Source organism: Dyella lipolytica (assembly GCF_030160075.1).
Taxonomy (GTDB): Bacteria; Pseudomonadota; Gammaproteobacteria; order Xanthomonadales; family Rhodanobacteraceae; genus Dyella_B; species Dyella_B lipolytica.
This window is the reverse complement of sequence record NZ_BSNQ01000002.1, coordinates 158,547-180,586: the sequence shown is the minus strand read 5'-3', so window position 1 is coordinate 180,586 and position 22,040 is coordinate 158,547. Positions and strand designations below refer to the sequence as shown.

At 62.5% G+C, this 22,040-nt stretch carries 24 protein-coding genes; 10 read left to right on the top strand and 14 right to left on the bottom strand.

Features of this window, described 5'->3' with window-relative positions:
* Positions 1 to 85 precede the first annotated feature (85 nt).
* Positions 86 to 556, bottom strand: a complete 471-nt coding sequence (locus QQL64_RS01395) for a hypothetical protein (protein ID WP_284395280.1) — start codon at positions 554 to 556, stop codon at positions 86 to 88.
* A 173-nt stretch (positions 557 to 729) separates the two neighbouring features.
* On the opposite strand from QQL64_RS01395, the gene QQL64_RS01390 reads away from it, so the two are divergent.
* Positions 730 to 1,416 (top strand): glutathione binding-like protein, encoded by a 687-nt coding sequence (locus QQL64_RS01390; protein ID WP_284395279.1) that lies wholly within the window; start codon positions 730 to 732, stop codon positions 1,414 to 1,416.
* 56 nt (positions 1,417 to 1,472) lie between these two features.
* Here QQL64_RS01390 and QQL64_RS01385 read toward each other — a convergent pair whose 3' ends face one another.
* From QQL64_RS01385 to lptM, 8 genes are all read right to left on the bottom strand, one after another.
* Positions 1,473 to 2,087: a hypothetical protein gene (locus QQL64_RS01385; protein ID WP_284395277.1), complete on the bottom strand. Its 615-nt coding sequence runs from the start codon at positions 2,085 to 2,087 to the stop codon at positions 1,473 to 1,475.
* Positions 2,088 to 2,198: 111 nt separating this feature from the next.
* On the bottom strand, positions 2,199 to 3,539 hold the full coding sequence (gene hslU, locus QQL64_RS01380; protein WP_284395275.1) for an ATP-dependent protease ATPase subunit HslU: 1,341 nt from the start codon (positions 3,537 to 3,539) through the stop codon (positions 2,199 to 2,201).
* A gap of 77 nt (positions 3,540 to 3,616) precedes the next feature.
* Positions 3,617 to 4,150: an ATP-dependent protease subunit HslV gene (gene hslV / locus QQL64_RS01375; protein ID WP_284395272.1), complete on the bottom strand. Its 534-nt coding sequence runs from the start codon at positions 4,148 to 4,150 to the stop codon at positions 3,617 to 3,619.
* An 87-nt stretch (positions 4,151 to 4,237) separates the two neighbouring features.
* Entirely contained in the window at positions 4,238 to 4,588 is a 351-nt protein-coding gene (locus tag QQL64_RS01370) for a GlpM family protein (protein ID WP_284395270.1), read from the bottom strand.
* Between the two features lie 2 nt (positions 4,589 to 4,590).
* A complete protein-coding gene (gene xerC / locus QQL64_RS01365) occupies positions 4,591 to 5,478 on the bottom strand; it encodes a tyrosine recombinase XerC (protein WP_284395268.1) in 888 nt (295 codons plus the stop codon).
* Between the two features lie 8 nt (positions 5,479 to 5,486).
* Positions 5,487 to 6,170 carry a DUF484 family protein gene (locus QQL64_RS01360; protein ID WP_284395266.1) on the bottom strand — a complete coding sequence of 228 codons (684 nt, stop codon included), beginning with the start codon at positions 6,168 to 6,170 and terminating at the stop codon, positions 5,487 to 5,489.
* 316 nt (positions 6,171 to 6,486) lie between these two features.
* Positions 6,487 to 7,326: a diaminopimelate epimerase gene (dapF, locus tag QQL64_RS01355; protein WP_284395264.1), complete on the bottom strand. Its 840-nt coding sequence runs from the start codon at positions 7,324 to 7,326 to the stop codon at positions 6,487 to 6,489.
* Between the two features lie 17 nt (positions 7,327 to 7,343).
* Complete coding sequence (gene lptM, locus QQL64_RS01350; protein WP_284395262.1) at positions 7,344 to 7,550, bottom strand: LPS translocon maturation chaperone LptM; 207 nt, start codon at positions 7,548 to 7,550, stop codon at positions 7,344 to 7,346.
* A 114-nt stretch (positions 7,551 to 7,664) separates the two neighbouring features.
* Here lptM and QQL64_RS01345 point away from each other — a divergent pair, with 114 nt between their 5' ends.
* Positions 7,665 to 8,354 (top strand): hypothetical protein, encoded by a 690-nt coding sequence (locus tag QQL64_RS01345; protein ID WP_284395260.1) that lies wholly within the window; start codon positions 7,665 to 7,667, stop codon positions 8,352 to 8,354.
* Positions 8,355 to 8,460: 106 nt separating this feature from the next.
* Complete coding sequence (locus QQL64_RS01340; RefSeq protein WP_284395258.1) at positions 8,461 to 8,751, top strand: hypothetical protein; 291 nt, start codon at positions 8,461 to 8,463, stop codon at positions 8,749 to 8,751.
* 55 nt (positions 8,752 to 8,806) lie between these two features.
* On the opposite strand, the gene QQL64_RS01335 is transcribed toward QQL64_RS01340, so the two are convergent.
* A complete protein-coding gene (locus QQL64_RS01335; RefSeq protein ID WP_284395256.1) occupies positions 8,807 to 9,283 on the bottom strand; it encodes a GNAT family N-acetyltransferase in 477 nt (158 codons plus the stop codon).
* Positions 9,284 to 9,547: 264 nt separating this feature from the next.
* On the opposite strand from QQL64_RS01335, the gene QQL64_RS01330 reads away from it, so the two are divergent.
* Entirely contained in the window at positions 9,548 to 11,032 is a 1,485-nt protein-coding gene (locus tag QQL64_RS01330) for a RimK family protein (RefSeq protein ID WP_284395254.1), read from the top strand.
* Between the two features lie 155 nt (positions 11,033 to 11,187).
* Here the strand turns inward: QQL64_RS01330 and QQL64_RS01325 are convergent, their stop codons facing one another.
* The gene (locus QQL64_RS01325) at positions 11,188 to 11,445 is read right to left on the bottom strand and encodes a hypothetical protein (protein WP_284395252.1); all 258 of its coding nucleotides are present in this window, start codon (positions 11,443 to 11,445) and stop codon (positions 11,188 to 11,190) included.
* Positions 11,446 to 11,607: 162 nt separating this feature from the next.
* Here QQL64_RS01325 and aroE point away from each other — a divergent pair, with 162 nt between their 5' ends.
* The 4 genes from aroE (at position 11,608) to QQL64_RS01305 (ending at position 15,366) form a co-directional block, all read left to right on the top strand.
* The gene (gene aroE, locus QQL64_RS01320; RefSeq protein ID WP_284395250.1) at positions 11,608 to 12,444 is read left to right on the top strand and encodes a shikimate dehydrogenase; all 837 of its coding nucleotides are present in this window, start codon (positions 11,608 to 11,610) and stop codon (positions 12,442 to 12,444) included.
* A gap of 96 nt (positions 12,445 to 12,540) precedes the next feature.
* The gene (locus QQL64_RS01315) at positions 12,541 to 14,313 is read left to right on the top strand and encodes a peptide-N4-asparagine amidase (protein ID WP_284395248.1); all 1,773 of its coding nucleotides are present in this window, start codon (positions 12,541 to 12,543) and stop codon (positions 14,311 to 14,313) included.
* A 95-nt stretch (positions 14,314 to 14,408) separates the two neighbouring features.
* Entirely contained in the window at positions 14,409 to 14,705 is a 297-nt protein-coding gene (locus QQL64_RS01310) for a hypothetical protein (protein ID WP_284395246.1), read from the top strand.
* A 136-nt stretch (positions 14,706 to 14,841) separates the two neighbouring features.
* A complete protein-coding gene (locus tag QQL64_RS01305) occupies positions 14,842 to 15,366 on the top strand; it encodes a hypothetical protein (RefSeq protein WP_284395244.1) in 525 nt (174 codons plus the stop codon).
* Here QQL64_RS01305 and QQL64_RS01300 read toward each other — a convergent pair.
* Together QQL64_RS01300 and QQL64_RS01295 are read right to left on the bottom strand one after the other, a co-directional pair.
* Positions 15,363 to 15,908 (bottom strand): gamma carbonic anhydrase family protein, encoded by a 546-nt coding sequence (locus QQL64_RS01300; protein ID WP_284395242.1) that lies wholly within the window; start codon positions 15,906 to 15,908, stop codon positions 15,363 to 15,365. The two genes, QQL64_RS01305 and QQL64_RS01300, sit on opposite strands and share 4 nt — an antisense overlap.
* A gap of 9 nt (positions 15,909 to 15,917) precedes the next feature.
* A complete protein-coding gene (locus QQL64_RS01295) occupies positions 15,918 to 17,681 on the bottom strand; it encodes a patatin-like phospholipase family protein (protein WP_284395240.1) in 1,764 nt (587 codons plus the stop codon).
* Between the two features lie 116 nt (positions 17,682 to 17,797).
* On the opposite strand from QQL64_RS01295, the gene QQL64_RS01290 reads away from it, so the two are divergent.
* Both QQL64_RS01290 and QQL64_RS01285 read left to right on the top strand, forming a co-directional pair.
* Positions 17,798 to 19,855 (top strand): M3 family metallopeptidase, encoded by a 2,058-nt coding sequence (locus QQL64_RS01290; RefSeq protein WP_284395238.1) that lies wholly within the window; start codon positions 17,798 to 17,800, stop codon positions 19,853 to 19,855.
* A 147-nt stretch (positions 19,856 to 20,002) separates the two neighbouring features.
* A complete protein-coding gene (locus QQL64_RS01285; RefSeq protein ID WP_284395236.1) occupies positions 20,003 to 20,899 on the top strand; it encodes a 2OG-Fe(II) oxygenase in 897 nt (298 codons plus the stop codon).
* Positions 20,900 to 20,971: 72 nt separating this feature from the next.
* On the opposite strand, the gene QQL64_RS01280 is transcribed toward QQL64_RS01285, so the two are convergent.
* Positions 20,972 to 21,988: a class 1 fructose-bisphosphatase gene (locus QQL64_RS01280; RefSeq protein WP_284395234.1), complete on the bottom strand. Its 1,017-nt coding sequence runs from the start codon at positions 21,986 to 21,988 to the stop codon at positions 20,972 to 20,974.
* Between the last annotated feature and the right edge of the window lie 52 nt (positions 21,989 to 22,040).

Below are 22,040 nucleotides of genomic sequence, written 5' to 3'. Positions count from 1 at the left end.
GAGAGCGTATAGGCAGAAGCGCGAAGGTGGTAGCTCGTGCACCGATACGTACCGACAATTCGCCGATACGTATCGGCATGGCCGATCAGTTGCTGTCGTTATCGGAACCGCCACCGGAACTGCTGGAGGACGAAGCCGGTGCCGCATGTTTGTTTTGCCAGCGATTCTTCATGTTTTGCTTCATGGTCGCGTATTGCGTCTGCTGAGCCGGCGTGAGCATGGCGTTAATCTGCGCGTCGGTGCTCTGCTGGATCGAACGCACTTTGGCGCGGCGATCCTGCGGCGCAAGCGTGCTGTCGCCGCGCGCCGCGGCAAGCTGCTGCTGGCGATCTTGCAAGATCCCTGTGATCTTGGCCGACTGATCGGAGCTCAATCCCAGCTTTCGCGTAAGCCTTGCGGCCTGTTTTTGCGGATCGGGTGCAGCGTGTTGCGGTGCGGAGGATGATGAACTGCCGCTAGTGGCAGGTGCGTTGTCCTGCGCGAAGGCGGCCGACGTCAGAGTCATGGCGCCAAAGGCCAGGCCGAGCAAGACAAAACGCGGGGCGAGCTTGTTCATGCGATTTCTCCAGGCGAAGTGAATCCGTGGGTGGAGCGTTTGCCGAAGGCCGGCAGACTGGAAACGATGAAACCGGCGCGAGGTTTACTTCGGCGCTGGTGGCGTCGGCCCGCCGAACCTTGAAACGACACGTCGCGGCCCCGACGATCTGTGCTTCAGCCCTGGAGTCCCTCATGATCGAGCTGTACTACTGGCCAACCCCGAACGGCCACAAGATCACCGTATTCCTGGAAGAAAGCGGTTTGCCCTACACCATCAAGCCGGTGAACATCGGCAAGGGCGAGCAATTCGAACCCGCGTTCCTGAAGATTTCACCCAACAACCGCATGCCGGCCATCGTCGATACAGCGCCAGCCGACGGCGGCGCGGCGATCAGCGTGTTCGAGTCGGGCGCCATCTTGCAATACCTCGCCGAAAAGACCGGTCGCTTTTTGCCCGCGGACTTGCGCGGCCGCGCCACGGTGATGGAATGGTTGTTCTGGCAAGTCGGAGGCCTGGGCCCGATGCTGGGCCAGAATCATCACTTCAATCGCTACGCGCCGGAAAAGATCCCTTACGCGATCGACCGCTACGTGCGCGAAACGCGCCGTCTTTACGGCGTGCTGGACAAGCGGCTGGAGGGGCGCGTCTTCATCGCCGGCAACGACTACACCATTGCCGATATGGCTGCTTACCCGTGGACGGTGTCGTACGCCGATCAAGGTATGAACTTGGACGATTTCCCGCATCTCAAGCGCTGGCACGAACACATTCGTGACCGCGACGCGACGCGACGAGCTTATGCGTTGGCCGATACCATCGATGGCAAGCTCGATGCGCGCACGGATGAGGAAGCACGACGCAACTTGTTCGGTCGCTGACACCAGTATGAAAAAGCCCGCCGAATGGCGGGCTTTTTTATACGGTCGTTGCATCGTCAGCTAGCGTGACCGATACCGGAATCACCTTGCAGCAGCGGTGGCGGCGCACCGGCCACGGCGAGTAGCGAGGTCGCGTAACCATCCTCGATGGTCACCGTGGACACTTCATCCCATGCGAAGAACGAAGGCTCGCGCAACCACTCCGCATCGGGAGTGATCTCCTGCATGTTGAAGCCGTCTTCTTCGACACTGACCAGTCGCCCGATGTAACAGACTTCCGCTTCGTCCTCGCTGTCCACGTGCACACCAATGATCGGCGCCATCGCATTGGCGGCCTGCACCACCTCGCGGATGTTGTCGAGCGGGAACCCGCGCGGCGGACGCGGCAGCAGCTGCTTGAGCGTCAGCGCCTTTTGCATGAAGTCGTTATGCTTGTCAGGTGCTTCCAGTTCGCTGATGTCGCGATGCCGCATGACATACATGCCGTCGTAGGTAATGCCGTCGCCGACCACCCACAACAACAAAAACTCACGCCCCACACCGCCTACATAACCGCAGAAGCTGCCGTGTTCGAGTTCGCCGCGCCATAACCGCACCAGCTGCTGCTTCTGTTGCGCTTCGCGGAGCTGCGCACGCTGACCGGTGGTCTTCAGTTCAATGATCTTACCCATGGTCAAAATTTTACCAGATGGGGTCCCGGGCCATTGTTCATAGCCCGCTAAGTGCGGGCTCCCTGAAAATTTTATCCTTCAAAACCAAAGACTTGATAAAAAAGACCGCCATCAGAGGATATACCGGCTGAGATCCTCGTCCTTGACCAGGCTGCCGAGGTTTTTATCTACATATTCGGCGTTGATCAAGTAGTTTTCGCCGGATTTGTCAGCAGCTTCGTAGGAGATCTTCTCCAGAAGCCGTTCCATTACGGTATGCAGGCGCCGGGCGCCGATGTTTTCGGTCCGTTCGTTGACCTGAAAAGCGACCTCGGCCAACCGGTCGATGCCGGTGTCGTCAAAGCTCAGCGTGACGCCCTCGGTGCCGAGCAGGGCGACGTATTGTTTGGTCAAGGCGTTGTGCGGCTCGCGCAGGATGCGCTTGAAGTCGTCCACGGACAGCGCCGACAACTCCACGCGGATCGGCAGTCGTCCCTGCAGTTCCGGAATCAGGTCGGAGGGTTTGGCCAGTGAGAACGCGCCGGAAGCAATGAACAGCATATGATCGGTCTTGATCGGACCGTACTTGGTGGACACCGTGGAGCCTTCCACCAGCGGCAGCAGATCGCGCTGCACGCCTTCGCGACTGACGCCCGCGCCGCCCCATTCCGAACGTTGCGCGATCTTGTCGATTTCGTCGATGAAGACGATGCCGTTCTGCTCGGCCGCCTCCATCGCCTGCGCGCGCACTTCATCGTCGTTGAGCAATCGGGCGGCTTCTTCCTCGATCAACAGCGGGCGGGCCGCCTTGATCGCCAGCTTGCGCTTCTGCGTCTTGCCGCCGCCGAGGTTCTGGAACATCTGGCGCAGCTGCTGACCCATTTCCTCCATGCCGGGCGGCGACATGATCTCCACGCCCACATTCATGCTGACATCCAGTTCGATCTCGCGATCGTCCAGCGCACCTTCGCGCAGCTGTTTGCGTAGCTTCTGGCGCGTGTCGCTTTCGGTCGATGCGGCGGGCGCCGGATCGTGGCTCCAGTCGCTAGGGGATTGGCGACGCGGCAACAACGCATCGAGGATGCGATCCTCGGCATGATCTTCCGCCTGCGTGCGTACACGTTTCATGGCTTGCTCGCGGGTAAGTTTGTAGGCGACGTCCGCGAGATCGCGCACGATCGACTCCACGTCCTTGCCGACATAGCCGACCTCGGTGAACTTGGTCGCTTCCACTTTCACGAACGGCGCGTTGGCCAATGTGGCGAGCCGGCGCGCGATTTCGGTTTTGCCCACGCCGGTGGGACCGATCATCAGGATGTTCTTCGGCGTCACTTCCTCGCGCAGCATCGGTTCTAGCTGCATGCGGCGCCACCGGTTGCGCAGCGCGATGGCAACGGCGCGCTTGGCGTTGTGTTGACCGATGATGTAGCGGTCGAGTTCGTTGACGATTTCGCGAGGGGTGAGTTCAGACATGGGTTCACCGGGTAAAGAAAGTTATCGTGTCGTTCCAGCGTGAGCCGGAATGATGTTGTCGTGATAGCGCGTGGCGCTTACAGCTCTTCGATCGTCGTGTTGTGATTGGTGTAGATGCAGATATCACCGGCGATCTTCAATGCGCGCTCGACAATGGCGCGCGCATCCAGATCCGTGCTTTCCATCAGCGCCAGCGCGGCCGACTGCGCATACGGTCCACCGGAGCCGATGGCGATCAGACCGTGCTCAGGCTCCAGCACGTCGCCGTTGCCGGAGATCAAAAGCGAGGCCTCCTTGTCGGCGACGGCGAGCATCGCCTCCAGGCGGCCGAGGCGACGGTCGGTGCGCCATTCCTTGGCCATTTCCACGGCGGCGCGGGTGAGGTTGCCGCCGTGCTTGTCCAGCTTCTGCTCGAATAATTCGAACAAGGTGAACGCGTCAGCGGTGGCGCCCGCGAAACCGGCCAGCACGTCGCCCTTGCCGAGGCGGCGGATCTTGCGCGCATTGGCCTTCATCACCGTATTGCCCAGCGTGACCTGGCCGTCGCCGCCGATCACGACGCGACCCTGGCGGCGCACCGAAATGATGGTGGTGGCGTGGAAGGATTCCATGGATGTCTCCGAAAAAAGCCAAGACCGGAAACGTGGGGCCGCTGCGTTCAATTCCAAGCCGCGCAGCGGGCGACGGAGGTCATCGATTCAATGGCGCTGCCACAAAAGCACCGCTGCGGCGGCCACACCGCACCACACGATCAGGGCCACCAGCAGTGCCGGCACCAGCGGTAGGCGATCGACCAGCCAATAAAGGCTTATCAAGTACGCCAGATAAGGCGCCATGGCCCACACGCCGAACACGATAGTTGCCTTCAAATCGGCCACGCCGCGCTCGCTGCCGACGATGTAATGGGCCATCAGCGCGAACGTGGGAAACAGCGGCAGCAATCCAGCGATGTAATAGTTGCGCGTGCGCGATAGCACGCCGATCAACAGCACCATCAGCGCGCCGATCAGCGCCTTCAAAGCCAGGTTCATGGTGGACGCGGAAAGCATCGCTACCCTTTACGCCGCGCACGCGGATGCGCGGCGTCGTACACCTTCGCCAAGTGCTGGAAATCCAGGTGCGTATAGATCTGTGTGGTGGCGATGTCGGCATGGCCGAGCAACTCCTGCACTGCACGCAAATCGCCGGAGGATTCCAGCATGTGGCTGGCAAACGTGTGGCGCAGCAAATGCGGATGCACGTGCTTGGCGAAACCCTGGCGCATGGCGAGCGTCTTCAAGCGTGCCTGCACCGTGCGCGGACTGATCGGCGCACCGTTGCGGCCGCGAAACACCGGCGATTCCGCTTCGCGACCTTCCGTCTCGCCTAGCGCGCGCAGCGCGGCAACTGCATGGCGTCCGACCGGCACGATGCGTGTCTTGCGGCCTTTGCCCAGTACACGCACTTCGCCCGCTTCGAGATCCAAATCCAGCCAACGTAATCCGATCAGCTCGGACAAGCGCAAGCCCGAGGAATAGAACAGCTCCAGCATGGCGCGGTCGCGCACACCCAGCGCGCCGTCGCCATCGCCTTCCACCAGCGCAGTGGCTTCATCGACGTCCAAGACCTGCGGCAACGTGCGATGCACCTTCGGACCGCGCACGCCGGCGAGCGGATCGTGCGCGAGCAGACCTTCGCGGGTGAGCTGTCGAAACAGGCTGCGGCAAGAAGAAAGCAAACGCTGCAAACTCTTCGGCGACAATCCGGCGCGATGTTCGGCAGCGACAAAGCCGCGCATGCGGTTGGGTTCGAGCGATTCGAACGCGGTGATCTGCTGCGCCTGCATATAGCGCAGCAACTTGGCGAGATCGCGGCGATAGCCGTCTATCGTGTGCGGTGAAGCTTTGCGTTCACGAGCCAGTCGCGTGAGCCATGCCTCGATCTGGCCTTGAGCGTCCACGGCTGCGCTCAGGCGCCGTCCTGCAGGCGCGCCAAAGCGGCTGTGATGGTCGCAGCGATCATCTTCAGAAACATCGTGCCCATGCCGGGCTGGAAGTGATCTGGATCGTGGCTGCCGATCGCCAGCAAACCATATTCGCCCAACGGCATGACGGCGGCCGAACGAATCTCGGGCGCGTGCTGACCGAACAGACGATACAGGCGCTCGGCAGACAGTCGCCCGGAGATGGGTTCGTGATGCGCCAGAAAGTCCGTGAACTCGGGCATGGCGGCACGGCCGCCCTGTTCGTGCAGCAACCAATCCGCCGGCGGTAGCGTCAGATCGCCGAACAGCACCAGACGGATCTGGTCGGTGCCGAAATCTTCCGACAACTTGGCCACGACGCTGCGCGCCGCGATGGCCGGTGTGTTGGCGCGCAATACCGCGACATTGAGATCGTGCACGCGCTGCATCAGGCGTTCGTTTTCGGCCGCAATCGCGGTTAGCTCGCTGAGCTTTCGCTCCAGTTCGGCGTTCCGGTCGCGCAGCGTCTGCAGCTGGTAAGCCGCCAGCGAAGCGACCGCGCCTTGCTCGCGCGGCATCGTCAGCAGCGCGGCCAGCTCCGGATAACCGCTGAGAAAGTCCGGATGCCGGCGCAGATAGGCCGCTACATCACTGGCTTTCATCGTGTCTTCGAGCAGGGCGTTGGACATGCGCGGAACCTCGATCCGGAAACGTGGGACGGCAAGCCGTCGGGTCCGAGTGTGCGATGGACGCGCCCGCGCATCAATCACCGCGTTGCGGATCTAGGGATGCTCCGACCTATTCTGCATAGGTGGCATGATGCCCAGAAGGCGCCGCCTGCGGGCCTTCTGGGCATCACCCCGTCATTCAAATTCAATTCGTTGGGGCCGGCACTGTCTGTCCGCATACCTTCGGTGCGCCGGCTCGACAGACGGCCAGTCTGCCTTCGCCGTCGCCCCTGTGGTCTGCGAACAGACAGTGCCGGTGACACCTATGCAGAATAGGTCAGAGCATCCCTAACCATTCGCCTTCGAATACGAACGTGGCCGGACCGGTCATCCATAGCCGTTCGCCGGGACCGGCCCACTCGATCTCTAGGCTGCCTCCGGGCAGGTCGACCTGTACCCGCGCATCGACATCGCCGCGCCGCCGCAGCACCGCCATGGCGGCGCAGGCACCGGTGCCGCAGGCGAGGGTCCAGCCGGCGCCGCGCTCGTGCACACGCAGGCGCACGTGCTGCCGGTCGAGCTTTTGTACGAAGCCGGCGTTGGCGCCTTCACGAAAACGTGCGTGTCCGGTCAATGCCGGACCGAGCCGGGCCAGGGCAGGTGCCGCAAGATTTTCCACCACCACGACCGCATGCGGATTACCCATCGAGGCCGCGCCGATCTCCAGCGCCTGGCCATCCACTTCCAGCGTGTAGTGGTCCGCCGAGTTCGGGGCATCGAACGGAATGCGGGGCGGATCGAAGATCGGCTCGCCCATGTCGACAGTGACCCGGTGCGCATCGATCAAACGCACGGCCACCGGCCCGGACGGACTCTGGATCTGCACCGTGTCGCCGATCGCCAGCGCACCCGCACGATGCAACCACGCGGCTACGCAGCGTACGCCGTTGCCGCACTGCCCCGAGAAGGAGCCGTCGGCATTCCAGATGCCGTAATAGAAGGCACTGCGACCATCGCGCGCTGGTTCGATGCTCAGCAATTGATCGAAGCCGACGCCGGTATGGCGGTCAGCCATCGCGCGGATGACTGCCGGGTTCAGCGCTAACCCACCACCGCGGCCATCGACCACGAGAAAGTCATTGCCGCTGCCGTGCATTTTGGAAAATCGCAGCGCCATCGCTTCAACCGGTACTCTCAGCCACCGTTAAGCGGCTTGGTGACGACACTACTGGCACTGGCCGGTGCCGCCACCGTGCTTGCGCGTGCCGGAGCGGGAGCGGACTTCGCCGGGGCGGGCGTGAGCGCCGGTTTGGGCGGCAAGTACAACGGGCCTTTGTTGCCGCAGCCGGAAACCGCGGCGAAAACAAGACAAGCCGGCAGCAGCAAAATCGATCGGCGCATGATGCGAAGTCCTCGGGAAACGATCGCAGTATAGCCAAGCTGCCCAGATGCCAACGTCGTACCCGTTATCATGCGGGCCTTACCGCATAGGACGTGCGGCACGTGGAGTACCCGATGAACTGGAATGAACTACTGCGTTTGCCCACCACGCTGCTGGCCATTGCGGCCGCGGTGGTCCTGCTGCTTGCACTGATCCAGCTGGTGGCGGCGCGTCAGCATGTTCGCCATCGTCGTCACCTCGCTGCCAGTGGGCACGCCTTGCTGCTGTTGGTCTTTATGCTGCTGGGGTTGTTTCTGGCCGGCTTGGCCGTTTCGCTGCGCGGCTATCGTTTTCTCAGCGAGGAAGCACCGGTGGTGCAGGTCGACTCGCGCATTCTTGCTCCGCAGCGATGGGCCCTCGCGCTTACTTGGCCGGATGGCGACACCCGCATCGTGATGCTCGCGGGCGACGACTTCCAGATCGAGGCGGTCGTGCTCAAGTGGAAACTGCCCGCCATCCTCGCGGGGTTGCCGCCCTTGTATCGACTCGACCGGATTGCCGGGCGCTACGACGATGCAACCCAGGAAATGAGCGCACCTCGCACCGTGATCGATTTCAGCCACGCTGGCCGGGGTGATCTGCTGGACCTCAAAAAGCAATACCCGCGTTGGTTGCCTGGGGTCGACACGCTGTTCGGTAGCGGCGCCTATCTGCCGCTGGTCGACGGCGGCCATTACAGCGTGGATCTGATGCGCACCGGCGCACTGGTCGCGCGCCCGGACGAGGCGACCACCCAACGCATCGGGCAGCCGCTGGGCGGATGAGCGGTCACGCCTAACTGCGGATAAATCGCAAGAAATCTCTGTAGGCGCGCAGTCATTGCGCGCTGCTAGATTCGCGCCACCATCCACCCAATCATGAGAGACACGCATGAAGCGCATTGCAACTGCAGCAGTTATCGCCGGCCTTGCCATGACCACGGCTGCTATCGCTCAGCAGATGCCGGTCCGCGATGTCAGCGGCAGGCGTCATCCGAACATCGCCGCGGCACAGCGCCTTGTCGATCAGGCGTACAAGCGCATCACCGACGCGCAGCAGGCCAACGAATTCGACCTGGACGGTCATGCGCAGCGGGCGAAGGAACTGCTCGATCAGGCCAACCAAGAGCTCAAGCGGGCGGCCGAGGCTTCCAACGAAGACCACGACCACGATCGTCACTGAGTTTTTGCATCAGCGACGCGCAAGTCCAAAGGCCTCCCGATCAGGGAGGCCTTTTTTATGCCAGCGTCTTGGCGTACCGGAAGGCGTCCGAACCGTCCTCGTAGAACCCTTTTTCGACCGGACCGATGCGGCGATAGCCCAGCCGCTCGTAGAGACGGATCGCACTCTCGTTGTCGATGCGCACCTCCAGCCGCAGCGACTGGCAGCGCCTTTGCCGGGCGGCCGCCTCAGCGGCTTCGATCAACGCCGTACCTACGCCCTTGCCGCGCGCCTCGGGCAGGCTGGCGATCGAGTACAGCCGCGCCACCCGGCTGCCCTTGCGGAAAAACACCAGCGCCGTTCCAAGGAAGCGGCGATGGTTGGCGCTGGCCACCAGCACCCGCGCGCTGTCGCTGTCCAGATGGCGGCGGAATTGAGCGCGACTCACCAAATCGTGGTCGAAAGTGGCTTGCTCCAGCGCGACCAGATCATCGAGATCGGAAAGTTCGGCTCGGCGCACCCGCACGGCGGCGGTGGCTGGCGATGGGGTCATCAGGGGTTCTCGTCGGAACGCGCCGGTGGCGGGCCGGACGCGGGTGCTAAGGGTTTGAAGTAGCGCGGCACTCTAGTCCACTGCGCGCAGGAAAGCATCCCGCCAGGGTCACCGGCTGCACCTTTCGGAGCGAACGTGTTTAGTCCAGCTTCAGTGCTTGCCCTTGTGCACCTCGCCGAGGTGAAAGACACTGCCGCCTTGCGCTGCGCCGCCTCGTTCCCCTACGCGACGACGTCCTCTTCGTTGTTGGTCTACTGAGGTGTCATGACCCGACTCGTCATTGTCGTCGAGAAAGCTTCCGACTGGGGCTCCTACTATCCGTCCGTCGACGTGGTTACCGCGATGGACTACCTGCGCGAACCGGTGGGCGGCGACGATGAGCGCACCCATGTGATCAACCTGTGCCGCAGCTACAAGTACCTGGGTACGGGCTACTACGTGTCGCTGCTGGCCGAAGCGCGCGGGCACCGCGTGATGCCCTCGGTGCGCACGGTGAACGATCTGCGCCGCCGTTCGCTGTACGGCCTGGCGATCGACGATCTCAACGCCAAGCTCACCCACTTCCTGCCCGCTGGCGGGCGCGACACCACTGACTTCGGCACCCTCGTCTACTTCGGCGAGACCGCTTACCCGGCGCTGCAGGATCTGGCGCGGCAGCTGTTCGAAATGTATCCCTGCCCGCTGTTGCGCATCGAGTTCGAGCGCGAGCGCGTGTGGCAGATCGCCTCGATCAAGCCGGTAGGCCTGCACACATTGGACGACGCGCAGGAAGACGCCTTCGCCGCCGAGCTGGATCGCTTCTCCAAAAAGCTGTGGCGCAAACCGCGCACGCGCAAGCTGTATCGCTATGACGTGGCGATGCTGGTGGATCCGAACGAAGCCATGCCGCCTTCCAACAAGAAGGCGCTGAAGTCGTTTATCGCCGCCGGCAAGGAGCTGGGTATCGAAGTCGATCCCATCGGCAAGAACGACTACCAGCGCCTGGCCGAATACGACGGCCTGTTCATCCGCGAGACGACCGCGAGCGACAACCACACCTACAGCTTTGCGCATCGCGCCGAGCGTGAAGGCATGGTGGTGATGGACGATCCCAGTTCGATCCTGCGCTGCACGAACAAGATCTTCCTCAACGACTTGATGGTGTCGCGCAAACTTGCCGTGCCGCGTACCGAAATTCTTTATCGCGACGACACCAAGGGTCTGAAGGAAGTCGCCACCCGGCTTGGTTTCCCGCTGGTACTGAAGATCCCCGACGGATCGTTCTCGCGCGGCGTGGTCAAGGTGGAAAGCGAAGATCAGCTGGAAAAAGCCACCGGCGAACTGTTCCAACACAGCGCATTGCTGCTGGCGCAGGAATTCGTCTACACCGAATTCGACTGGCGCGTGGGCGTGTTGAATCGCGAGCCGTTGTACGCGTGCAAGTACTACATGTCGCGCGGTCACTGGCAGATCTACAACCATGGCGCGAAAGGCACCGCCAAATCCGGCGGATTCGAAACCATTCCGGCGCGCGACGCACCCGCTGAAGTCATCAAGCTGGCGCTCAAGGCCACCAGCGCTATCGGCGATGGCTTGTATGGCGTGGATCTCAAGCAGGTCGGCGAGAAGCCGGTGGTCATCGAAGTGAACGACAACCCGTCGATCGATGCCGGTGTGGAAGACGCTTATCTGGGCGAAGATCTTTATCGCCGCATCATGCAGGAGTTCCTGCGTCGGATGGAACGCAAGCGCCTAGGCATCATCACGTAAGGGTCGTTCCGGCCCACCCATCCATGGGTGGGCCGGAACCACTGCGCGATCCCTTGCGCTGGCCGCCGGCAAGCGACCGTTCCATACCGAGCCGGCGACGCCCACGTACGGCACTCCGGCCGTACCGACTCCACTGCCAAGCGGATTTCGTCGGTTTAGTTCCAGATCACATGCGATGCAGCCCGGCGGCGCGAACGGCGTAGCGCCAAAAGCTGTCGCGGCAACCTGGGCTCCAGCGTCAGCGTCACCGCGAGCGGCGCCCCCAACAACCAGAACATCGGCGCCCATCCAAATAATTCGGTATGCGCAGGCACCAGCGTGCTCAGCATCAGCAGGCTGCCGCCGAGCAGCCACAACAGGGACACGGCCAGCAGCCGCGAACGACGATCGGAATCATTGACCTGCGGACGCATGGGAAACTCCGGAAGAGGCGATGGACAAAGCCTGCGCGTCGGCGATCTCATAGGCTGCGATTGCATCGAGATCTGGTTCCATCAAGCACGCCGGAGCAAAGCCGATACGGCGCGAGCGCGATCGAGCACTTACACTAAACGGCTGAATGCAGGAGCTTGCACATGCCACGACCCGCCCAGTTCGCCGTGTTCGGTCATCCGATTGCGCATAGCCTTTCGCCGCAGATCCATCAGGCGTTTGCGCAACAGTTCGGCATCGCACTGGAATACCGCACGATCGATGCCGCACCCGCGGCATTCGCCGACGCCGTGCGGCGCTTCTTCGACGACGAAGACGGTCGCGGCGCGAATGTCACGCTGCCGCACAAAGCCGCCGCGTTCGCCTTGGCTGGCGAACGCACGCAAGCGGCCGCGCGCGTAGGTACTGCCAACGTGCTGACGCGTCTTGCCGACGGCCGCATCGCCGCACACAACACCGACGGCGCCGGTATGGTGCGCGACCTCACCGATCGTCACGGCATCGATCTTCGCGGTCACGATGCGTTGATGCTCGGCGCGGGCGGCGCCGCGCGCGGTGTGGCGTGGTCGCTGCTCGACGCGGGCGTAGCGACGCTCACTATCGTCAACCGTTCGCCCGAACCGGCCGATGCACTGGCCGACGCGATCGGCGAACCGTCACGCGTGCACACACGCTACTGGGAAGACCTCGACAACATCGGCAGTTACGATTTGATCGTCAACGCCACGTCGGCAGGCACCTTGGGGCAATCGCTCACGCTACCCTTTTCCCTCGCCGCGTCACGGGCGCTCTGCTACGACCTGGGCTATGGCAAATCCGCCATCGGCTTCCTCGCCTGGGCACAGGCAGCCGGTGCGCGCTACGCGTATGACGGCCTAGGCATGCTGGTGGAAACCGCGGCCGATGCGTTCGAACTGTGGCATGGCAAGCGACCCGATACCGAACCGGTGTACCGATCGTTGCGCGCTCGCAGCGTCTGAATGTGAACTGCTGCGCCATCCGAACCATTTGGCATCTCTAAATTTCGGGTCGTGCTAGCTTCAGCGGACAGGGGTAACACTTGCGGGGAGCTAGACATGTTACCGAAGGGCAGTTTCCGTCGTTGCCTGGTTGTGGCCGGGCTTGCACTGTGTTTCGCCGGCGTTGCGGAAGCCGCGCCGGATACGAGTAGTCCAGTCGGTTCGGCCAATGTCACCGTGGCCGACCCCACCGTGCCGCGCCCGCCGGGCCAGCCTTGTGTGGTGCAGCTTTTCAGCAATGACACATTCAATGACTACAGCCCACGACCTTTCAGCTATACGCCGCCGGCGAGCTGCGGTACGAGCTGGTCGAAAGTGGTGCTGGAGGGTGATTTCTCCGTTTCTGCCGGCGAGCAGTACGACCGTACCGCCACCATCTTCCTCGGCGGTGTGAATCTTTATTTCGGTACCACACAGGAACCCGCCTCCACCGAGGGACGGAGCTGGCATGTGGAACGCGATCTGACGGATTACAGCGCGCTGTTTCGCAACGCGGGTCAGGGCCAAGTGTTCATTGGCAATATCGTCAACAGCACCTATACAGGTGTGATCTATGGCAGCGCGCGTTTGCTGTTCTATCCGGCATCCGTCGTAGCACCTGCGGCGAAAGCACCGGATGCGGTGTACCCGCTGAGCAGCGATCCGATCGGCAGCACCGTGACCTTGAACAACTCCAGTAGTCAGATGGCCGCGACGTTGACGTTGCCGCGCAATGTCGAACGCGCGTATCTGGATGTGTTCACGCAAAGCCAGTATGCCGATGAGTTCTGGTACACCTGTGTGCCGGATCAATATGCCGCGGAGACCAGCGAATGCGGCGGCGGTAATTTCCGCGAGGCCGAGGTCAGCATCGATGGCCAGCCAGCCGGCGTGGCGCCGGTGTATCCATGGATCTACACCGGCGGCATCGATCTTTACATCTGGAAACCGACGCCCGGCGTGCAGGCGCTCAACTTCATGCCGTATCGCGTCGACCTCACGCCGTTCGCTGGCATCCTCAGCAATGGCTCGCCGCATACGGTCGCCGTCAACGTGCAAGGCGCGAACAACTACTTCTCGGCCACCGCGAGCTTGCTGGTTTATCAGGATGCCGGTGCCAAGCAAGTGAGCGGACAGCTTGTCAGCAATACCCTGGCAAATCAGCCGCCCACGCCAACCATCGGCAGCACGCTGAGCCAGGATGCGTCCGGCAATGTGACCGGCAACATCACCACGGATCTGAGTCGCCACTTCACGATCGAAGGTTACGTCGATACATCGCACGGCCGCGTGCATACCACGGTGGACCAGACGGTCGCTTTCGCCGATACGCAAGGCTTTACGATCCAGGGCAGCCTCTACGATCAGACCAGCGACCAGCTGACCAGCGTGGAAGGTGTGAGTCGCAGCCGAATCGGTACGTTTATCAGCGGCGAGTTCAAGGAGCGTTTCCGTTATCCCTTGCACGTGGACTACAACCAGACCACGTTGTCGAGCGGCGGTTACTCGATCCTGACCACCATTCGCCAGGGTTACGAGCAGCACTCGGGCGTGAGCATCGACGGTTTTCCGCTGTACTCGGCCGACGTGCATAACAAGGTGGAAGGTTCCGATACGCTGGTTCTGAACTCCGGCTTTCAGATCGTCAGCCATAGCGGCCAGCAGACCAAGCAAACCTATGCGTTTAGCGACTCCCTGGGTGGCTGCTATAGCGGCAGCGTGAGCTCGGCGAACGACGTCGTCACCGCCTACAGCAGTGGGCAGGGCTGCCCGGGCCAGCGCAACCGGGTGTTCTGGTTCACCCACCCGGACGGTTCGCCGTATCTCGGCGACGCCGCGCTGGGCTGGTAAGGAACGAGCGGTACCCCCTCATGGTCTGAGGGGGTACCGGCATGCTAGTTTTATCGGCTTATGACAGAGCACCCCGCTCCATGGAGTCCCTACCGATGCGTACCCGTCTGCTTGCACTTTCCATTCTTGGCGTGGCCGTCGCACTCGGCGGTTGCCATCACGGTACGCGTCCGGACGGTTCACGCATTTCCAAGGCTGGGGTGACCGACATGGCAGGCTTCGAGGCCTTCATCGCCACGCATCCTACGCAACAACAGTTCAAGGCGATGTATCCAGGCGTGCTGCTGATGCTGCCGGGGATGATCAGCACGATGGAAATACGCTACGACAACAGTCGCTTCTTTCCCCAGATGGACAAGGACGGCCGCATCATCGGCGGCGATTTTCATTAAGCGCATCACGGCACTGTCATAATCGACAGCCCAGGTCATTTTACTGACATGTTGCACGACTAATCTGGCGCGGTAGCGGCAGTCGCCTCGGTTCGAGAGCGGCTGCCTTCGATACCATTGCTAGCGCGCGGGTGCCATGTCCTCTTCAACTTCCACCGCACCGGATCGGCGCGGGTTGATTTTCGTTGTGTTGGCCGCCGTCGTGGCGATTGCCGGCGGCGGGTTTTGGTACGCGCATGCATCGATGAGCGCCAAACCTGTCGGCCATACGGCCAACGACGGCAGCGACGTAGGCATCCTGCTCGGGCTGGCTGACACGGCCTATCACGATAAGCAGCTGGTCGCGCCGGTCGGCAGCAATGTGTACGAGTTCTATTTCAGCGTGCTGCAGGCCGATCCGAACAACGCGATCGCGGTGCAGCGCATGCGCGATTCCTTCAAGCCTGCGTGCGACGTGGTTGAAAGCACCATCAACAGCGGCGATCTCGACGAGGCGCAGCGCGAGCTTTTGTTGCTGCGCATGTACGATCCGCACAACTACAAGCTAGCCCTGCTCGGCAGTGTGCTGGATGCGCAGCTCGTGATCGAACGTCGTCAGCATGAAGCCGAGGCTGCGCGTATTCAGGCGCAGCAGGCGTCGGGCGGGCAGAGCGCCAACTAAGCGCTCGCTATGTCGGCGAGGTAAGCGTCTTTCAGGCGCACGTAGTGATCGGCGGAGTAATGCAGCTGCTCGATCTGCTTGTCCGTAAGCAGTCGTATGCGCTGCGCCGGATTGCCCAGCCATAGCTCACGCTCGCCTACGATTTTGCCGGGCGGCACCACACTGCCCGCTCCGACGAAGCCGTACTTCTTCACTACTGCGCCATCGAGCACCGTGGCATGCATGCCGATCAGGCAGTAGTCCTCGATCGTGCAAGCGTGAATCACCGCGGCATGCCCAATAGTCACGCCTTCACCGACAAGGGTGGGGAAGCCGCCGGGCGAATATGGACCATCGTGCGTGACGTGGACGATGGTGCCGTCCTGCACATTGCTGCGCGCACCGATGCGGATGTAGTGCACATCGCCGCGCAACACGGCACCGGGCCAGATCGACACATCGTCGCCCAACACGACGTCGCCAATGACGGTAGCGGCAGGATCGACATAGGCGCGGGCGCCCAGCGTGGGCGCGATGCCCTTGTAACTGCGTAAATGGTTCATCGGCGTATTTTAGCCGGCAACCGTAATGTTCTCGTTGCCGGGCGGCAGACCGTCGCGTTCGCGCGCTTCCAGCACGCGCAGGGTTTCTTGGTAGCCGGAATCCACCGCAAGCTGCCAATCCTTCCAGTCGAGCATTCCCACATGCTCCAGCGGTGGCGTGATCAGCAGATGCGCGCGCTCCAGGCAGTGCAGGCTGGTTTCCTCGCTGTTGACCATCGCCGCGCGGGTCAGCGTGGACACCAGTCCCGGCCAGCCGGTGCCGCGGCGCTGGCGCATCCATAGCCGCCACCACGGCGGCGTGGCGAATTCCTCCGCCTGAGCGCGCAGTTCGATGTCGGCGCGGATGCTCACCGCGGTGATGTGCGCGATCCCGTCTTCGGCCATCACATCGGTGGGCAAGTTGTCGACCAGCGCACCGTCCACGAAGACATGTCCGTGATGCAAGACCGGCGGCAGGATGCCGGGGATCGAGCTACTCGCGCGCAGCCACAGCCACAACGGCCCGTGGCGATGCACCACCCTGCCCTCGCCGGAAAGATTCGTCGAAACGCAAAAGAAAGGGCGTTCCAGATCCTCGATGTCGAGCGCCCCGAACGCGCGCCGCAGCATCATCGCCGCACGTCGGCCACGCGTGAGGGCGACGAACGGTAGTGTCCAGTCCGACAGCGGTTTGCCGCGCACGAAGGCTTCGTAATAGATGCGCATCATGTCGTCGGTGTCCCACATGTTGGCGACGCCAGCACCGATGATCGCACCGATGCTGGTGCCACCCACCGCATCGAATGCGTGTCCGGCCTCACGCAACGCACGCAACGCGCCAAGATGGGCTAGCCCGCGTGCACCGCCTCCCGCGAGCACCAGCCCGTTGGCATGGCCGCTGATCAGCCGAGCGATGCGCGGGATATCGTTCTCGCCGCAAATGTGGTGATGCTGCAATTCGCCGCTGAATTGCGAGCGCCAGCGGCGCGCCGAACCGGATAAAACCCGATGTGCGGGATGTATCAGCAGCAGATGGCGCGGGCGATGACGCACGCGTGCTGGATGCCCAGGTGCTGCTTCGGGCCAAGGCCGGGCCTGTTGTGCGGCCAGCGCAGGCAGCAACAGCACATCAGCCTGACGCAGACAGCGCAGTCGCCACGAGGCATCGCCGGTGCTGTCCAGATAGATCACGAAGCGCGCCTGCGCTTCGCGTTCGGCAAACCAGTCGCTGCCGCGGTTGGCACCGTGCTCGGCATCGATCACTACGCAGTTGCCATAGGCTTCCAGCGCCTGCGCCAGCTGCATGGCCAGGCCGCGCACCGGCACGCCATTGTCGACGGGCAGGATCGCAAACGTACGCGGCTTGTCCGGCGCTTCCACATGGCGCTCGCGGCGCAGCAGTCGGTCCATCGCCTGCCGTGCCACGGCGAGCATGGCGCGCGGATGGCGTTCGATCAGGTGTTCGAACAGATCGCGATCCAGCCGCAGCAATTCCGAATCGCGCAGGGCGCGCACGCTATAGCGCAACGCTTCGCCGCTGAGCAGGCCGATCTCGCCCACGCAATCGTCCGCAGAAACCTGGCGAATTAGGCTGGTCGGGCCGTCAAACACGCCCAGACTTCCGCTGCGCAGTAAATACAGCGCCTCCGCGACCTCACCTGCTTTGAACAGGTACTGCCCGCCGGGCAGGCAGATCCAGCGCAGACTTCCGGCCAGCGCGGTTCGTTGCGCGTCGTTCAGATGCGCAAAAAGCGGAATGCGACCGATCAGGGCGGGGATATCGGTGGGCAGCATGCACGCGATGGTACGACGCCGGTGGTGACACGGTACGCGTCGTCTCCCAAACAGCCACCATCCCGCTTGATTTCGGTGCGGGGCGCCAGCACGCTGTCAGGCCTGAAGGAGTTTCCATGAACCAAGACAACCCGCTACTGGCCGACACCGCGCTCCCCGCGTTTTCGCAGATCGAGCCCGAGCAAGTGACGCCTGCCATCGATGCCCTGCTGGCCGACAGCCGTGCTGGCATTGCCGTATTGACCGCACCCGGCGCGCCACGCGATTTTGCCTCGGTGATGCTGCCCCAGGAACGGCTCGATCAGCGCATCGCGCAGGCCTGGTCGCCGGTGTCGCATCTGCACTCGGTGGCGGACAGCGAGGCACTGCGCAAGGTTTATGGTCCTGCCGAAGAAAAGCTCACCGACCACGCCATTGAAGTGGGTCAGAACCGCGACCTCTACGCTGTTGTACAGGCCGTGGCCGATGCACCTGAATTCGCCAGGCTGTCGCGCGCGCAACGCGCCCTGGTCGAGCACGCGCTGCGCGACTTCAAGCTCTCCGGCGTCGCACTGGAAGAACCCGCACGTTCGCGCTTCCGCGAAATCGGCGTGGAGCTGAGCAAACTATCGACCGAATTTTCCAATGCCGTGCTCGATGCCACCGATGCCTGGCGCCAACACATCACCGACGAACGCGATCTGGCCGGCATTCCCGAATCCGGCCGCGCCGTGTTGCACCAGTACGCCAAAGAGCAGGGTTTGGATGGCTATCTGGTGACGCTCAAACAACCGAGCGTGCAGGCGGTGATGACCTATGCCGACAATCGCCAACTGCGCGAGCGCGTCTACTGGGCATACCAGACGCGTGCTTCCGATCAGGGGCCGAACGCCGACAAATACGACAACACCGCGCGCATCGAGCGGATCATGGCATTGCGCCACGAAGCGGCACAGTTGCTTGGCTTCGCCAACGCTGCGGAAGAGTCGCTGGCCACCAAGATGGCTACTGCATCTTCCGACGTGCTGACCTTCCTGCGCGATCTCGCGGCGCGCGCCAAGCCGGTCGCGCAAAAGGAACTCGCCACGTTGCGCGACTTCGCGTCGACCGAACTCCAGCTCGACAACCTCGAATCCTGGGACGTCGCCTACGCCTCCGAAAAGCTGCGCCAGAAGCAATACGCACTCGACGAAGAACAGCTCAAGCCTTACTTCCCGCTGCCCGCAGTCATCGACGGTTTGTTCGGTTTGGTGCATCGGCTCTATGGCATCACGCTGAATCCTCGCGACGGTGTCGACGTGTGGCATCCGGATGTTCGCTACTACGACGTCACCGACGCCGACGGTCGCGTGTTCGCCGGCGCGTACATCGATCTCTATGCGCGCAGCGGCAAACGCGGCGGCGCGTGGATGGATGTTTGCCGCGCACGCTTCGATGACGGCGAGCAGTTGCAGTTGCCGGTGGCCTTCCTGACCTGCAACTTCGCACCGCCCACCGAAGGACGCCCGGCCCTGCTCACGCATGACGACGCGCTGACGCTGTTCCACGAATTCGGTCACGGCTTCCACCATCTACTCACCGAAGTCCCGTTGCCTTCCGTCGGCGGCATCGACGGCGTGGAATGGGATGCGGTGGAACTGCCCAGCCAATTCATGGAGAACTTTGGCTGGAACCGCGAAGCGCTGGATCTGTTCGCCAAGCATTGGGAAACCGGTGAGCCACTGCCCGAGGCGTTGTTCGACCGCATGTTGGCGGCGCGGCATTTCCACGCGGGTCTATTCCTGGTGCGTCAGCTCGAATTCGCGCTGTTCGATTTTCTATTGCACCTGGAATACGACCCGGCGAAGGGTGCGCGCACACTCGAAGTGCTGGAAGAAGCGCGACGCGAAGTAGCGGTGCTGCATCCGCCCGCCTGGCAGCGCTTCCCGCATGCGTTCAGCCATATTTTCGCGGGCGGGTACGCCGCGGGTTACTACAGCTATCTCTGGGCGGAGTTGCTCAGCGCGGATGCCTTCGGCGCCTTCGAAGAGCGAGCGGCCAGCGGCAACAGTGTGATCGACGCGGCCATCGGCGAGCGCTTCCGCCGCGAGATCCTGGCCGTGGGTGCCAGCCGTCCCGCGCTGGAAAGTTTTGTCGCCTTCCGCGGCCGAAAGCCGGAGCCGGAAGCGCTGCTGCGTAGCCACGGCCTGGCCTGAATGTATAGCGACCCTTCACCTCGGTGAGGGGTCGCACGCAGGTGGCAAACGGGATCACAATGGGGCGAGGTTCGCCCTGTCACCATCGTTGCCGGCAGTGCGGAAACCGCTACCGAAACGACAACAGTGTGGACTGGGGAGTCTGCAATGAACGGCATCACTAACCTGTCGCCCGAATGGCGCAACTGGATCCGCGAAAACCTGGCACGCGGCTGCGCGCCACAATCGCTGGTCGACGACATGGTGCGCAACCGCTTCGATCCCGTGTTCGCGCGGGCAGCGGTCAATGGCGTCATGACCAACAACGAACCCGTCGCGGCACCTTTTGAAGTGAAGCCGAAAGTCGGGACCGGTTACGTCTACGAAATGCCACGCTTACCCGCTGGAAATATCATTCGCACATCCGACCGCGACGTGCGCGTGGTGACACGCGTGAATCGTCCGATGATCGCCGTGCTCGAAGGCGTACTCAGCGACGAGGAGTGCGACCAGCTCATTCGTCTCTCCGCCGACAAGATGCATCGTTCCACCACGGTCGATCCCATCAGCGGCAAACATGAAGTGATCGCCGACCGCAGCAGCGAAGGTACCTTCTTCGCCCTCAACGCGGATCCTTTCATCACTCGCCTCGATCGCCGCATCGGCGAAGTCATGCACTGGCCGGTCGACCACGGCGAAGGCCTGCAGGTATTGCATTACGGCACCGGCGGTGAATACAAACCCCACTTCGATTATTTTCCGCCGGAAGAACCCGGCAGCCACGTGCAGATGACTATCGGTGGTCAGCGCGTCTCCACGCTCGTGATGTACTTGAATGACGTGGAAGAGGGCGGTACCACCATCTTCCCCGAGATCGGCCTGGAAGTCGTGCCGAAAAAAGGTTCGGCCGTCTATTTCGAATACACCAACAGCCAGAACCAGCTCGATCGCCTCACCTTGCATGGTGGCTCACCCGTGACGCGCGGCGAGAAGTGGATCGTCACCAAGTGGATGCGACAGCGGCGTTATGGAGAAGCACTGTCGCCTGCGACCGCAACGAGCTGAAGAGCCACCAAGCATTTTCGTCCCGGCTCGACCAGCTTCGCTGTCGCGAAGCGCCTCGCCGGGACGACGAACTCAGCTTTGCGCCCCGTCCGCTTCACGGTGGTAATGCGTGGCGATCTCGACTTCCTTTTTCGAGCCAAGAAACACCGGCACGCGCTGGTGCAGCCCGGTGGGTTGTAGCTCAAGAATGCGCTCGCGCCCCGTGGTCGCCGCGCCGCCGGCTTGTTCGATGATGAAGGCCATCGGATTGGCTTCGTACATCAGGCGCAGCTTGCCGCCCTTGCTCTTGATCTTTGCATCGAGCGGGTAGAAGAACACGCCGCCGCGAGTGACGATGCGGTGCACGTCGGCCACCATCGAAGCGACCCAACGCATGTTGAAGTCCTTGCCGCGCGGGCCGTCCGTGCCGGCCAGCAGTTCGCCGATGTAGCGCTGCATCGGCGCTTCCCAGTGGCGTTGGTTGGACATGTTGATGGCGAACTCGCCGGTTTCTTCCGGAACGCGCACGTCGCGGCGGCTGAGCAGGAAGCTGCCCACTTCGCGATCCAGCGTGAACTCATGCGTACCGTGGCCGAAGGTGAGCACCAGCACAGTCGCGGGGCCGTAGACCACATAGCCCGCGGCCAGCTGAGTGGTACCGGGTTGCAGGAAGTGTTCGACCTTGGGTTCGGTGATGCCGTCGGGGCAACGTAGTACGGAGAAGATGGTGCCCACCGAGATATTCACATCGATGTTCGAACTGCCGTCGAGCGGATCGAACATCAGTAAGTGATTGCCCTTCGGATACATATCGGGGATCGGCTGCGGATCTTCCATTTCCTCCGATGCGCACGCGGCAAGATGACCGCCCCAGGCGTTGGCTTCCAGCAGGATCTCGTTGGAGATCACGTCCAGCTTCTTTTGCGCCTCGCCTTGCACGTTGTCGCTGCCGGCATTCCCCAGCACCCCGCCCAACGCGCCCTTGTTCGTGGCCACCGCGATGCGCTTGCAGGCGCGCGCGACCACTTCGATTAGCAGGGAAAGTTCGGCGTTGATGCGGCCGGCACGGCGTTCCTCGATCAGGAACTGGATCAGCGAAATGGGCTTCATGGCGAATCTGCAGGCAAAGGGATAGCCATTTTCCCGGGTCTGCCCGCGGGAT